The organism is Blastococcus sp. TML/M2B (assembly GCF_016612865.1).
Classification (GTDB): domain Bacteria; phylum Actinomycetota; class Actinomycetes; order Mycobacteriales; family Geodermatophilaceae; genus Blastococcus.
In genome coordinates this window covers 603,475-617,022 of the sequence record NZ_JAENZZ010000001.1, presented here as the reverse complement: position 1 = coordinate 617,022, position 13,548 = coordinate 603,475, and the positions used below count along the sequence as shown (strand labels likewise).

15 protein-coding genes are annotated in these 13,548 nt (G+C 74.2%); 14 read left to right on the top strand and 1 reads right to left on the bottom strand.

All coding sequences use genetic code 11. The features are described 5' to 3' along the window. Window positions 1-3: 3 nt before the first annotated feature. Window positions 4-1,077 (bottom strand): glycosyltransferase, encoded by a 1,074-nt coding sequence (locus JKP75_RS02945; protein ID WP_200489252.1) that lies wholly within the window; start codon window positions 1,075-1,077, stop codon window positions 4-6. Between the two features lie 319 nt (window positions 1,078-1,396). On the opposite strand from JKP75_RS02945, the gene JKP75_RS02940 reads away from it, so the two are divergent. From JKP75_RS02940 to JKP75_RS02875, 14 genes are all read left to right on the top strand, one after another. Beyond that, window positions 1,397-2,233: a flagellin gene (locus JKP75_RS02940; RefSeq protein ID WP_200489253.1), complete on the top strand. Its 837-nt coding sequence runs from the start codon at window positions 1,397-1,399 to the stop codon at window positions 2,231-2,233. Window positions 2,234-2,346: 113 nt separating this feature from the next. After that, window positions 2,347-3,732 carry a flagellar filament capping protein FliD gene (fliD, locus tag JKP75_RS02935; RefSeq protein ID WP_242472983.1) on the top strand — a complete coding sequence of 462 codons (1,386 nt, stop codon included), beginning with the start codon at window positions 2,347-2,349 and terminating at the stop codon, window positions 3,730-3,732. A gap of 78 nt (window positions 3,733-3,810) precedes the next feature. Further along, window positions 3,811-4,197, top strand: a complete 387-nt coding sequence (gene fliS / locus JKP75_RS02930; protein WP_200489255.1) for a flagellar export chaperone FliS — start codon at window positions 3,811-3,813, stop codon at window positions 4,195-4,197. Next, complete coding sequence (locus JKP75_RS02925) at window positions 4,194-4,622, top strand: hypothetical protein (protein ID WP_200489256.1); 429 nt, start codon at window positions 4,194-4,196, stop codon at window positions 4,620-4,622. Before fliS ends, JKP75_RS02925 begins: the two co-directional genes overlap by 4 nt. A gap of 422 nt (window positions 4,623-5,044) precedes the next feature. Beyond that, complete coding sequence (locus JKP75_RS20285; RefSeq protein ID WP_309229463.1) at window positions 5,045-5,326, top strand: flagellar basal body protein; 282 nt, start codon at window positions 5,045-5,047, stop codon at window positions 5,324-5,326. Further along, the gene (gene flgC / locus JKP75_RS02915) at window positions 5,326-5,730 is read left to right on the top strand and encodes a flagellar basal body rod protein FlgC (protein ID WP_200489258.1); all 405 of its coding nucleotides are present in this window, start codon (window positions 5,326-5,328) and stop codon (window positions 5,728-5,730) included. The genes JKP75_RS20285 and flgC overlap by 1 nt, the downstream gene beginning before the upstream one ends. Window positions 5,731-5,732: 2 nt before the next feature. Further along, complete coding sequence (gene fliE, locus JKP75_RS02910; protein WP_200489259.1) at window positions 5,733-6,053, top strand: flagellar hook-basal body complex protein FliE; 321 nt, start codon at window positions 5,733-5,735, stop codon at window positions 6,051-6,053. Then, a complete protein-coding gene (gene fliF / locus JKP75_RS02905; protein ID WP_200489260.1) occupies window positions 6,053-7,648 on the top strand; it encodes a flagellar basal-body MS-ring/collar protein FliF in 1,596 nt (531 codons plus the stop codon). Before fliE ends, fliF begins: the two co-directional genes overlap by 1 nt. Continuing rightward, window positions 7,645-8,727 carry a flagellar motor switch protein FliG gene (gene fliG, locus JKP75_RS02900; protein WP_200489261.1) on the top strand — a complete coding sequence of 361 codons (1,083 nt, stop codon included), beginning with the start codon at window positions 7,645-7,647 and terminating at the stop codon, window positions 8,725-8,727. Before fliF ends, fliG begins: the two co-directional genes overlap by 4 nt. Beyond that, window positions 8,724-9,551 (top strand): FliH/SctL family protein, encoded by an 828-nt coding sequence (locus JKP75_RS02895; protein WP_309229462.1) that lies wholly within the window; start codon window positions 8,724-8,726, stop codon window positions 9,549-9,551. The genes fliG and JKP75_RS02895 overlap by 4 nt, the downstream gene beginning before the upstream one ends. Further along, on the top strand, window positions 9,548-10,861 hold the full coding sequence (locus tag JKP75_RS02890) for a FliI/YscN family ATPase (RefSeq protein WP_200489262.1): 1,314 nt from the start codon (window positions 9,548-9,550) through the stop codon (window positions 10,859-10,861). The genes JKP75_RS02895 and JKP75_RS02890 overlap by 4 nt, the downstream gene beginning before the upstream one ends. Continuing rightward, window positions 10,858-11,307 (top strand): flagellar export protein FliJ, encoded by a 450-nt coding sequence (locus tag JKP75_RS02885; RefSeq protein ID WP_200489263.1) that lies wholly within the window; start codon window positions 10,858-10,860, stop codon window positions 11,305-11,307. The genes JKP75_RS02890 and JKP75_RS02885 overlap by 4 nt, the downstream gene beginning before the upstream one ends. Further along, window positions 11,295-12,248, top strand: coding sequence for a transglycosylase SLT domain-containing protein (locus tag JKP75_RS02880; RefSeq protein ID WP_200489264.1), 954 nt, complete (start codon window positions 11,295-11,297; stop codon window positions 12,246-12,248). Before JKP75_RS02885 ends, JKP75_RS02880 begins: the two co-directional genes overlap by 13 nt. Then, window positions 12,245-13,537, top strand: a complete 1,293-nt coding sequence (locus JKP75_RS02875) for a flagellar hook-length control protein FliK (protein WP_200489265.1) — start codon at window positions 12,245-12,247, stop codon at window positions 13,535-13,537. The genes JKP75_RS02880 and JKP75_RS02875 overlap by 4 nt, the downstream gene beginning before the upstream one ends. Window positions 13,538-13,548: the final 11 nt, after the last annotated feature.

The following is a 13,548-nucleotide window of genomic DNA, read 5'->3' as shown; positions in this document are numbered from 1 at the left end:
GCCTCAGGCACCGATCCGGGCACTGCCGACGCGGTTGTCCAGCGCCTGCCGCCACGCCTGCGCCCACAGCGGCGCGGTGTGCTCGGTGAGGTGCTCGGCGAGCACGACCTCGCGGTTGCGCACGGCCATCTCCCGCCGGCGGTCCGGGTCGTCGATCGCCTTGGCGATCTGGTCGGCCCAGTCCCGGGGCCGCTTGGCCCGGATGCCGAGGCCGAAGCGCTCGTAGTCCGGCGTGTTCGCGCGGATCGGGAAGACCCCGCGGGCGGCGTACTCGAGCGGCTTGAGCCAGCTCTTGGCCTCGTTGAAGCGGTCGTGGCGCAGCGGGGCGATCCCGACGTCGAACAGCTCCCCCATGGCCGTGAGGTACTCGTCGACGTCGTCCTTCCAGGGCACCTCCACCGGGTCCTCGCGCAGGTACAGCCGCTGGCGGGCGTCCATCGCCTGCCCGAGGATCATGAACCGGCTGGCTCCGCGGGCGCGGTCGAGCCCCTGCTGGAGCCCTGACTCCATGGTCTGCAGGTCGTAGGGGTGGCCACCGACCGAGCCGGTCCAGCCGACGGTCACCGTCTCCGGGTCCCGGTCGTAGGCGGGCGGGAGCTCGGCGATCCGGCGCGGCACGGCGTTGGGCACGACGGCACCGCGACCGTGCCGGGCGTACTCCGCCAGCAGGGCAGGGGTGGTGACGGTGACGAGGTCGGCCTCCCGGGCGCAGGCCGAGGCCCACTGGGCGACGTTGAAGTGCTGGATGGTCGCGTACGAGAGGTGACCGAAGGCCAGCCCGCTCATCAGGTCGTCCATCTCGACCACGACGGCGACGCCCTGCGCCTGGAGCAGGCGGATCATCTCCAGCGCCGCCTTGGTCTTGGGCAGCTGGAACACGACGACGTCGGCGCCCTTGGCGTCCACGGAGGTGACGGAGGACGACTCGTCGTCGGCGGGCCCGTCCATGGTGGTGGCCAGCCCGTAGGTCACCTCGACCTCGATCCCGAGGCCCCCCTCGGCGACGGCGCGGGCCGGCTCGGCCGCGCGGTAGTAGAGCGACCCCGGGAAACGGGTCGTGGACAGCAGAACCTTCATGGCCGGCGGGAGTCCTTCCGGGTCCGGGGATGCGGCGCCCCGCCGGCCCGGGTGCGGCACACCCCGGCGGGTCGGGCGACGACCCCCTCAGGAGCCGCCGCCTCCCCCATCGGCAGTCCGCGCGGGAGGAGGCACCGCGCCGGCCCGCTGCGCCGCCGCCGTCCTGCTGTGGTCCGGAACACGGTCGGGTGAAACGGCCGGAAAATTTCCGGGTTCGGGTCAAGGAACCGCCCGCACCCGCCGTAGACCCTCATGCAACACACCGCCAGCACGGATGCCAGCGGAGTCACGGCAAGACCCCAGTCCAAGGAGGAACATCATGGGTCTCAGCGTCAACACCAACATCGCGGCGATGAACGCGTACCGCAATCTGTCCAACACGGACAACTCGCTCAACAAGTCGCTGGAGAAGCTCTCCTCGGGCTACCGGATCAACCGCGCCGCCGACGACGCGGCCGGTCTGGCCATCTCCGAGGGCCTGCGCTCGCAGATCGGTGGCCTCAAGGTCGCCATCCGCAACACGCAGGACGGCGTCTCCGTCGTGCAGACCGCTGAAGGTGCGCTCACCGAGACGCACGCCATCCTGCAGCGCATGCGCGACCTGGCGGTCCAGTCGTCGAACGGCAGCAACGACGCCGACTCGCGGTCGGCCCTCAACTCCGAGGCCACCGCGCTCAAGGCCGAGCTGACCCGCATCGCCGACAAGACCACCTTCAACAACGTGAAGCTGCTCGACGGCAGCTTCTCGGCCAAGGACTTCCAGGTCGGCTACGCCGCTGGTGACACCATCGCGGTGGCCATCAAGGGCGCTTCCGCCGGCTCGGGCTTCTCGTCGGCCCACCTGGGTGTCTCCGGTGTGGACCTGAGCAGCGCGTCGGGTGCCTCGGCCGCGATCGGCCTGCTGGACACCGCCATCAAGACGGTCAGCACCTCGCGTGCCGACCTGGGTGCCCTGCAGAACCGCTTCGAGCACACCATCAAGAACCTCAGCGTGACCCAGGAGAACCTGTCGGCGTCGGAGTCCCGCATCCGCGACACCGACATGGCCCAGGAGATGACCAACTTCTCCCGGAACCAGATCCTGAGCCAGGCCGGCACCTCGATGCTCGCGCAGGCCAACTCGGCCTCGCAGAACATCCTGAAGCTGCTGGGCTGATCCTCGGGGATCTCCTGAGCAACACCTCGCACCACCGGTGAGGGGGGAGGCCCGCGGTCTCCCCCCTCACCGCGTTCGACCCGCACCCGACCGAAGGAGGCGCCGTGGCAGGCATGAGCATCGGTGGACTGGCCTCCGGTCTGGACACCGCGGGCATCGTCGACCAGCTGATCGCGGTCGAGGGCAACCAGCAGACGCTGCTCAAGCAGCGCCTCTCGGCCACGCAGTCGCAGGCGGCCGCGTTCCGCGCGATCAACACCCGCTTCGACGGCCTGCGCGCCGCGGCGGAGGCCCTCACCAAGCCTGCTGCCTGGACGTCGGTGAAGGCCGCCAGCTCGTCGACCTCGGTGACCGCGACCACGCTCAGCGGGGCCGTCGCCGGCTCGATCAGCTTCTCCGTGGACCAGGTGGCCCGCGCCCACTCGCTGGTCAGCGCCACGACGTGGACGGCGACCGGCACCCAGACCGCGACCGACCTCGACTTCGGCGCCACCTCCCTCGACCTCGTCGTCGGCGGCGTGACCACGTCGGTCGCCCTCGACCGCGACGGCAGCGGGACGGCCACGCTGGCCGAGGCCGCCGCCGCCATCAACGCCGCCGGCCTGGGCGTCACCGCGACCGCCGTGAAGGTCTCCGACACCGGCTACCGGCTGGCGATCACGTCCACGACGACGGGTGACGCCTCCGCGTTCACCGCGACCGGCTTCACCACCGCGACGCAGGGCCGCAACGCCCAGATCACCGTCGGCGACGCCGCCACCGGCTACAGCATGACGTCGGCGACCAACACCTTCAGCGACCTCGTCCCGGGCACGACGATCACCGTCACCAAGCCCGAGACCGCCGTGACCGTCGACGTCACCCCCGACCCGGCCGCCGTCGCCGCGAAGGTCGAATCCCTGGTCTCCGCGGTCAACGGCCTGCTGGACAGCATCAAGTCCTACACCGACGCCGGCAGCAGCGCGGCCGCGCTCAAGGGCAACGCCACGCTGCGGCAGCTGGGCACCCAGGTCCTCGACGTCCTCGCGTTCGCCGTCGGCGGGGACGGCTCCGCGTCCCAGATCGGCCTCCAGCTCTCCAAGGACGGCCGCTACGTCTTCGACAAGACCGTCTTCACCGACAAGCTGACCTCGGACCCCGCGCTGGCCCAGCGGATGTTCAGCGCCACCACCCCGACGGCCGGCCCGGACGGCGACCTCGCCACCACCGCGGACAACGGGACCAGCCCGGTCGGGATCGCGGCCAAGCTGCTGAGCCTGGCCAAGTCCGCCAACGACTCCACGATCGGCTCGCTGACCGTCCTGGCCCAGGGGGCCGACTCGCGAGCCAAGGACCTGCAGGACAGCATCGATGCCTGGGACCGCCGCCTCGAGCTGCGCCGGGCCACGCTGACCCGGCAGTTCACCGCCATGGAGACCGCCCTGAGCACGATGCAGAACCAGGCGAACTGGCTCACCGCGCAGCTCGGCTCGCTCGCGGGCAACACCAAGAAGGACTAGGCCCCGCTCCACCCCTCGGGCCGCGGCCGCGAGCGCCCGGCCCCTCCCACCCCTCCCTCGTACTAGGAGTCGATCCCGATGAGCCACGCAGCCCTGCGTGCCCGCTATCTCGGTGACTCGGTCGCCACCGCCTCCCCGCAGCAGCTGCTGGTCATGCTGTACGACCGGCTGGCCCTCGACCTCCAGCGCGCCCAGGAGGCGGTCGCCGCCGGGAACCGCACCGAGGCCGTCGAGCAGCTGCAGCACGCGCAGGAGATCGTGCTGGAGCTCCTGGCCAGCCTCCGCGTCGACGTCTGGGAGGGCGGCCCCCGGCTGGCCGCGCTCTACGACTGGCTGATCCGCGAGCTGTCCCAGGCGGCGATCCGGCTGGACACGAACCGGATCGCCTCCTGCCGCCAGGTCGTCGAGCCGCTGCGCGACGCGTGGTCCCAGGCCGCGGCGTCCCTGGCCGGCACCCCGGCATGACCGGCGTGAGCCCGGTCGGCGGCTCGGCCACCGCCGGCAACGGGTTCGCCCACCACCCCTCCGCCGAGACCCGCCACCCCGGCACGCGGGGCCGCGAGCAGCGCCGCACCCCGCGGGACTGGCAGGAGGCCCTCGACGAGATCGAGGGCGACGTGCTCGACAGCGAGGAGCTCCTGGCCCGCGGCCGCGCCGCGGAGATCGCCACCTGGGGCCGCCGCGCCGAGGACTGGATCCCGCCGACCCACCTCGGTCCCCTGCCCGACGACCTGCGCGAGCGGGCCGCCCGGCTGCTGCAGCACCAGCTCGCCGTCGCCGAGCAGCTGGCCGAGCGGGTCACCCAGTCGCAGAAGCAGCGCGACGTCGCCGCCCGCATGTCCTACGGCCCGGCCCGGCCCGTCGCGTCCTACATCGACCGCGGGGTCTAGCCCACCTCCGCCACCCCGCTCTCCCCAGCCCCGTCCCCGGCACCGCCGGCGGCGGGGTTCTCTGCTCTTCCACGGAAGAGCAGCGCGCTCTTCCGCCGAAGAGCCGGTCCCGGGGCGCAGGACACGAGGAGGTCACCGCCCGCCCCATCCGCCTCCGGTCCCCCACCCGGCCTCCGTCGCCCCACGAGGACCACACCCACGGTCACCCGGCAGTCACGCCCTGCCGATGACCGGAAGGCACGGAGAGCAAGCCCTTTCGCCACGGATCGGCGGACCACGCACTCGTTCGCGAGTGCTCCTTCCGCGTACCCCGGAGGTCGAACGTGTCCTGCTGTCTCCGTCGGCGATCCCAGCCGTGATCGGCGGAATCACCCCCGCCGCGCTGCACGCCACCCTGTCGGGCCTGGCTCCAGCGCCAGCGGGTGACCGCCGACAACATCGCCAACATCAACACGCCGGGATTCCTCGCCGGCCGCGTCGACTTCGAGTCGGCGCTCGGTGGCGCCCTGCGCAACGGCGAGACGCCCGCCATCAACGGCGGCACGACGGCGCGCTCGCTGGAGCCGACGAACACCAACGGCAACAACGTGAACCTGGATGCGGAGACGCTCATCGCCACCGAGACAGGCCTGCGGTACCAGCTGGCGCTCAACGCCCTGGACGGCAAGTACAACACCATCCGCGTCGCCCTCAGGACCTCGTGATGTCCCTCTTCGGCACGTTCGGCATCTCCGGCTCCGGCCTGATGGCGCACCGCAAGTGGCTCGACGCCGTCTCGGACAACATCGCCAACGTCAACACCGTGCGGCGCACGGACGAGGACGCGTTCCAGCAGCGGATGGTCGTCGCCGAGGCGGTCGGCTACGGCACCGGCGAGGGCGGTGTCCGCGTCGCGCGCGCGGAGTTCGGCAACGCCGAGGGCCGCCTCGTCTACTCGCCGGACCACCCGCTGGCCGACGCCGAGGGCTACGTGAAGTACCCGGACATCGACCTCGGCGACCAGATGTCGCAGATGATCATGGCGCAGCGCGGCTACCAGGCGAACCTCGCCGTGGTCGAGCGCGCGACCGCCGCCTACCAGGCCGCTCTCCAGCTCGGGAAGGGCTGATCATGACCTTCCCCATCGGGGCCCTCACCGGCCTCGGCGCGCCCGCAGGTGTCGGCGGCGTCGCCGGCCTCGACTCGACGGCCGCGGTCCAGAGCGCGAACGGCGACGCCTTCGCGTCGGTCCTGGCCTCGTCCTTCGACCAGCTGCAGGCCGTCCAGGCGAACGCCGACGGCCTGGCCGCCCAGGCCGCCACCGGCGAGCTCAAGGACGTGCACGACTACATGATCGCCCGCAACGAGGCCTCGCTGGCCGTCGAGATGGTCGTGGGCATCAAGAACGCCGCCGTCAGCGCCTTCAACGACATCATGAGGATGCCCATCTGATGAAGTCGGCCCTCGCCGGCACGCTGGAGCGTGCCCGCTCCGCGTTCGCCTCGGTCAGCCTGGGGCAGAAGGTCGTCATCGGCCTCCTGCTCGCCGGGCTGCTCCTCGGCGGCTTCTTCTTCTCGACCTGGATCACCGCGCCCACCAAGGCGCCGCTGTTCTCCAACCTGGCCACCAGCGACGCCGCGGCGATCGTCGAGGAGCTCAACGCCGCCGGCGTCACCTACGAGCTCACCGACGGCGGGCAGACGATCCTGGTCGCCAAGGACGCGGTGTACGACCTGCGCCTGCAGATGAGCGGCAAGGGGCTGCCCTCGGGGTCGGACACCGGCTACGCGCTGCTCGACGAGCAGGGCATCACCAGCAGCGAGTTCCAGCAGCAGGTCACGTACAAGCGGGCGATCGAGGGCGAGCTCTCGCGGACGCTGGAGGCCCTGGACGGCGTCAACCAGGCCATCGTGAGCGTCGCCCTGCCCAAGGACGAGGTCTTCGTGACCGAGCAGGCCGAGCCCACCGCGGCGGTGCTGCTCGACCTGGCCCCCGGGACCACCCTCTCCGGCGAGCAGATCCAGGCCGTCACCAACCTGGTCTCCGCGAGCGTCGAGAGCATGGCGCCGGACCAGGTGACGGTCACCGACACGACCGGCCAGGTGCTCTCCTCCCCCGGCACGGGCATCACCGCGGCCGCCGGCGACGCCCGCTCGCAGGTGGAGCTGGAGTACCAGAACCGCCTGGCCGCCAACGCGCAGCGGATCCTGGACACCGTCCTCGGCCCGAACCGGTCGGTCGTCTCCGTCCGCGCCGACGTGGACCTGGACAAGCGCGACACCACCTCGAAGACCTTCACCTACGACGAGGGCACGCCGCCGGTGTCCGAGCGGCGCGACGTCGAGGAGTACAGCGGCTCCGGCGGCGCGATCGTGGGCGGCGTCCTCGGCCCGGAGAACATGCCCGACGCCGCGGACAACACCGGCGGCGGGGACTCCAGCTACACCAAGGAGTCCACGACCTCGAACAACGCCGTCGGCGAGACCACCGAGGTCGTCCAGGGCGCCCCCGGCGGCCTGAACCGGCTCACCGTGTCGGTGGTCATGGACCAGGCGGTCGCCGGCAACCTGCCGCAGGCCCAGCTCCAGGCGCTGGTCGGCAACGCGGTCGGGCTCGACGAGGCCCGCGGTGACGCGATCACCGTCGCCGCGATGCCCTTCGACACCGCCGCCGCGGACGCGGCCGCCGCCGACATGGAGGCCGCCCGCGAGGCCGAGGCCGCCGCGGCGATGTGGTCGATGATCCGCACCGGGGGCATCGCCGCCGGCATCGCGCTGCTCGTGCTCGTGGTCTGGCTCCGCTCGCGCAAGCGCGGCGACGTCGAGGAGGACTACGAGCCCCTCGAGCTCAGCGACGACATGCTCGCCGAGCTCGACCGCATCCGGATCGAGAGCACCCGCGAGGCGCCGGTGATCGACAACCGGGCCGCCGAGCTCGAGGCCGCCGAGCGCCAGCGGGTCCGCAGCGACATCTCCACCATGATCACCGAACGTCCCGACGAGGTCGCGGCGATGCTGCGCGGCTGGTTGACGGAGAACAAGGCATGACGCTCGCCGGGATGGACCAGCTCCTGAACGCCGGCACGGCGGCCAACCTGCCGGCCGTGCCCTCCGCTCCGCCGCGCCCGGAGCTGCCCGGCCTGCGCAAGGCCGCGGTCTTCCTCGCCCAGATGAGCAAGGAGGAGGCCGGCGTCCTGCTGTCCAAGCTGCGGCCGCGCGAGGTCGAGTCGCTGACCCGCGAGCTGATGCGGCTGGGCTCGGTGGAGGTCGAGGACGTCGACGGCGTCCTGAACGAGTTCCACAGCCTGATGAGCGCGCAGCACTTCATCGGCCGCGGCGGCGTCGACTTCGCCCGCGAGATCCTCGCCGCCGGCCTGGGCGAGGACAAGGCGGAGGGCATCCTCTCCCGCCTCAACGTCGTCTACACCGAGGTGCCCTTCGCCTCGCTGCGGAACGCCGACGTGCGCCAGCTCGTCACCTTCCTCAAGGACGAGCACGCGCAGATCATCGCCCTGGTGCTCGCGCACCTGCCCGCCGCACAGTCGGCGGAGGTGCTGTCGGGGTTCGCCCCCGAGCAGCAGGCGGAGGTCGCGCACCGCATCGCCACGATGGACCGCACCTCGCCGGAGATGGTCCGCCTCGTCGAGGAGGAGCTCGGCCGCCGGATGGGCTCGATCCTGGCCCACCAGGACATGTCCACCGCCGGTGGTGTCGAGGCCCTGGTCGAGATCATCAACCGCTCGCCGCGGCCCACCGAGCGCTCGATCCTCGAGTGGCTGGACAACACCGACCCGGAGCTCGCCGACGAGGTCCGCTCGCAGATGTTCGTCTTCGAGGACATCGTCACGATCGACGACCGCTCCATGCAGCTGGTGCTGCGCGAGGTGGAGGCCAACGACCTGGCCACCGCGCTCAAGGGCGTGCGGCCCGACGTCCGCGACAAGATCCAGCGCAACCTCTCCGAGCGCGCCGCCGAGAACCTCTCCGAGGAGATCGAGATGCTCGGCCCGGTCCGCACCCGCACCGTCGAGGAGGCCCAGGCCAAGGTCGTCGGCGTCATCCGGACGCTCGAGGAGCAGGGCGTGCTCACCATCTCGCGCGGCGGCGACGACGAGTTCGTCTCGTGAGCCAGGCCCCCGTGGACTCCCTGCCCGTCGTCCTCCGCTCGGCGGAGGCGGCGGGCCCGCCCGCTCCGCGGGTCCCGCGCGAGGGCGCGGTGCTGCGCGGCGGTGCCGCCGCCACCGCCCGGCCCTACCGGCAGCCGTCCGGCGACGAGACCCCCGCGATCCCCCCGCAGCCCTCCCCGCTCGAGCGGCGCCGGACGGTCCGCCGCGCGGAGGACCAGCCCGTCGTCGCCGGCGGCCGGCCGACGGTCCGGCTCGGCGAGGTCTACGCCGACGAGCTCGAGCGGCTGCGCCGGCAGGCGCACGCCGAGGGCTTCGCGGCCGGCCACGCCGAGGGGCTGACCGCCGCGGCGGACGTCGTCGCCCAGGCCGAGCGCGACGCCGAGCAGCGGCTGGCCGCGACCCAGGAGCGCTGGGAGCGGCGGATGGCCTCGGCCACCGCGGCGCTCGGCGCCGCCGCCGCCCGGCTGGACGAGGCCGGCGTCCCGACCGCCGACGACGTGCGGGAGACCGTGCTGGCCACCGTGCTCACGCTGGTCGAGGACCTGCTGGGCCGGGAGCTCGCGATCGCCGACTCCCCCGCCCTGGACGCCGTCCGCCGGGCGCTCACGCTCTGCCCCGCCGACGCGCCGGCGGTCGTCCGGGTGCACCCCGACGACCTCGCCGAGCTGCCCGACGACGCCCTGGCCGACCTCCCCGCCAGCGTGCGCGTCGTCGGCGACCCGGCCGTCGAGCGCGCCGGCGCCGTCGCCGAGAGCGGGTCCCGCCGCATCGACGCCCAGCTCGCGGCCGCGCTCGAGCGCGTCCAGGCGGTGCTGTCCTCGTGACCTCGGTCCTCCCCACCACGCTGCTCACCCGCGCCCGCGCCGCCGCCCGCCCCCAGGTGACCGGCGTGGTCACCGGCGCGATGGGCCTGACGCTCACCGTCGAGGGCGTCGTCGCCGCCGTCGGCGACCTGGTCGAGATCGACCCGGGCACCCGCCCGCTGCTGGCCGAGGTGGTCGCCGTGGGCAACGGGCGGCTCACCTGCATGCCGCTGGGCACGCTGTCCGGCGTCGTCGCGGGCGCCCCCGTCCGTGCCACCGGCCTGCCCCTGCAGGTGCCGGTCGGCGAGGCGCTGCTCGGCCGCGTCCTCGACGGCCTCGGCCGGCCGGTCGACGGCGGCCCGCCCCTGGCGGCGCGCGTCTCCTGGGTCGACCTGGCCAGCGAGACGCCGCACGCGCTGGCCCGCACCCGCGTGCAGGAGCCGCTCACCTTCGGCGTCCGGGCGCTGGACACCCTCGTCCCCTGCGGCAAGGGGCAGCGCCTGGGCATCTTCGCCGGCTCCGGCGTCGGCAAGTCCAGCCTCCTCGCCCAGATCACCCGCGGCACCGACGCCGACGTGCGCGTCATCGGCCTCATCGGCGAGCGCGGGCGCGAGGTCCGCGAGTTCATCGAGGAGAACCTCGGCCCCGAGGGCATGGCGCGCACCGTCGTCGTCGTCGCCACCTCGGACGAACCGCCGCTGGTGCGGCTCAAGGCCGCCTTCGTCGCGACCCGCATCGCCGAGGCCTTCCGCGACCAGGGCCGCGACGTCCTGCTGCTCATGGACTCGATCACCCGCACCGCCATGGCGCAGCGCGAAGTGGGGCTGTCGGCGGGCGAGCCGCCGGCCACCCGCGGCTACCCGCCGAGCGTCTTCGCGATGATGCCGCAGCTGCTGGAGAAGGCCGGCACCGGCGCGACCGGCTCGATCACCGGTCTCTACACCGTGCTGGTGGAGGGCGACGACCACAACGAGCCGATCGCCGACACCGCGCGCTCCATCCTCGACGGGCACGTCGTGCTCACCCGCAAGCTGGCGACCGTCGGGCACTTCCCGGCGATCGACGTGCTGGAGTCGATCTCCCGCGTCGCGAGCGCGGTCGTGCCGCCGGCCCTGATGACCGACGCGCGGGAGATCCGCCGGCTCATGGGCGCGCTGCGGGACGTCCGGGAGCTGATCGAGATCGGCGCCTACCAGGCGGGCAGCGACCCGCTGGTGGACCGCGCCCGCGCACTCGCGCCCCAGATCGAGGCGTTCCTCCAGCAGCCGATGGGCGAGTCGACGCCGACGCCCGAGGCGTGGGCCTGGCTGCAGCGGATCGTCCGGTCGTGAAGCAGGCACCCTTCCGCCTCCAGCCGGTGCTCGAGCTGCGCCGCACCGAGGAGCGCGCCGCCGCGGTGGCCTCGGCCCGCGCGGCGCAGTCCGCCCTCGAGGCCGCGGAGCGCGCGGAGCTCCACGAGACGACGCTGGCCGCGGCCGTCCTGCCCCGCTCCCTCCCGGCCGGTGACTTCACGGCCGCGATGACGCTGCTGCGGATCGCCGCCACGGACGCCTCCGACGCCCGGGCCGCGGCGATCGCGTCGGCCCAGCAGGCCGAGGCCGTCCGCGCCGAGTGGACGGCGGCCGCGCAGCGCACCAAGGCGCTCGAACGGCTGCGGGAGCGGCACAGGGAGGCCCAGGCCCGCGCCGCGGCGGCCGCCGAGGAGCGCGCCGTCGACGACCTGGTGACCGGACGGGCCGGCCGGCCCACGACCGAGGAGCTGCCGTGGACGGGCTGAGCGCGGTGCAGGCGCGGATCAGCGAGATCCAGACGCGCTTCGCCCCGCAGATCCGCCCCACCACGACCGGCTGGGCGTCGGCGGCCGCGTCCGCCGGCCTCACCGGCACGGCGGCGACCTCCGGCAGCTCCGCCCCGGCCGCCGCCGGCACCGCCTCCGAGACCGCGGTCGTCACCGAGGCCGGCAAGTACCTCGGCGTCCCCTACCTGTGGGGCGGCACCGACCCGGCGAAGGGGCTGGACTGCTCCGGCCTGGTGCAGCTGGTCTACGGCAACCTCGGCATCGACCTGCCCCGCACCGCCTCGCAGCAGGCCACCAGCGGCACCGCGGTCGCCTCGCTCGCCGCCGCGCGGCCGGGCGACCTGGTCTTCTTCGACCACTCGTCCGCGCGCGCCGGGATCGACCACGTCGGCATCTACGTCGGCAACGGCAAGATGATCGCCGCCCCGCAGGCCGGCGAGGTGGTGAAGCTGCAGGACGTCGGCACCCCGACGTCCATCCGGCGGGTCCTGCCCTCGGCCGCGACGGGCACCGCGGCCACCGGCTCGGCGGCGGGCGTCGCCGGTGTCCCGTACGCCAACCTCTTCTCCGCCGCCGCGGGCCGCCACGGCGTCGACGCCGCGCTGCTGGCCGCGATGGCCTCGACCGAGTCGGGCTTCGACCCGACCGCGGTCTCCCCCGCCGGCGCGCAGGGGCTCATGCAGTTCATGCCCGCCACCGCGGCCGGCCTCGGGGTCAACGCGCTCGACCCGGCCTCCGCCGTCGACGGCGCGGCCCGGTACCTGAAGAGCCTCACCGGTCAGTTCGGCTCCACCGAGCTGGCGCTGGCGGCCTACAACGCGGGCCCGGGGACGGTCAGCCGCTACGGCGGCATCCCGCCCTACCCCGAGACCCAGAACTACGTCCGCACGGTGATGAGCAAGGCGGAGGCCTACCGATGAGTGCTCCAGTCCTGCCCGCGGCTCCGGCCGCCCGGGCCCCGTCGACCGGCGCCACGACCGAGGCCGGGGCGGCCGGCAGCGCGACGCCCTTCGCCTCCGCGCTGGACGGTGCGCTGGCCGAGGGCCGCGCCGCGGTAGGCGACGGCACCACCGGCGAGGACGAGTCGCAGGACCCCGGGACGACGGCCGGGCCTGCGATCCCGGGCGCCGTCGCCGCCGAGGTGACCGCTGCCGCAGGCCTCCCGGCCGCGCTCTGGGCCCTCGCCCTCCCCACCCCGCAGACCGCCGGCCAGCCCGGGGTCGCCCCCGGCCCGGACGCGGCTGCCGCCGCCGTCGGGGAGGTCGTCGGCACCGCGGCCGCCGCCGGCGCCCCGGGCCTCCCGGCCGGTGCGGGCGTCACTCCTGCCGGCGTCCCGACCGGGTCCGTCCCCGTCCCCGCCCTGCCCGTCGACCTCGTCGTCGCCCCGGGGCAGGGCGACGTCGACCCGACGACGCCGGGCACCGCCGCGGGCCCGACCGCTGCACCCGCCGCCGCGACCGCCGTCGGCGCCGCCGCGCTCGTGGGCGCTGCGGGCGCCGCCCCGACGCCGACGACCACCGCCCCCGTCGCGCCCACCGGCGCCACCGTTCCCGCCCCGGCGGGGATGCCGGTTCCCGCGGCCTCCTCGCCCGCCGGCGCGGGCACCGGCGGACCCGGCGGTCAGGACGCCGGTGGCTCCGCTCCCCCGGCCGGTGCCGCCGAGCCGGTCCCCTCCGGCGTGCCCCTGACGGGACCGGCGTCGCCGGCGGCCGCCCTCGCGGCTCCCGGCGCCGCCGCCACCGGGGACGCGGCGAGCCTGCCGGTCGCCGGCCAGGTCGCCCGGCACGTGGCGGTGCTCCGCGGCGCACCGGACGGCTCGCACACGATGACCCTGGTCCTCACCCCGGAGACGCTGGGCCCGGTCGAGGTCTCGGTCACCGTCTCGAAGGGGACGGTCGACCTGGTGCTCCGCGGGGCGCACGAGCACGGCCGGGTCGCGCTGCTCGACGCCCTGCCCGACCTCCGGCGCGACCTCGAGTCCGCCGGGCTCACCACCTCCCGGCTCGAGGTCGCCAAGGACAACGGCGGGGCCTGGCTGGACCGGCACGCCGCCGGCCAGCAGGCCCAGCAGGGCTCCGGGGACCGCGCGGGGCAGCAGGGTCCTGCCGACGGACGGTCACGACCCTGGCTGCGGGCTGCCGATAGCGGAGAGACCAGGACCGTCCCGACCACCGGATCGCCGTCGTCGGGCGTCGACGTCCGCGTCTGAACAGGAGAGAC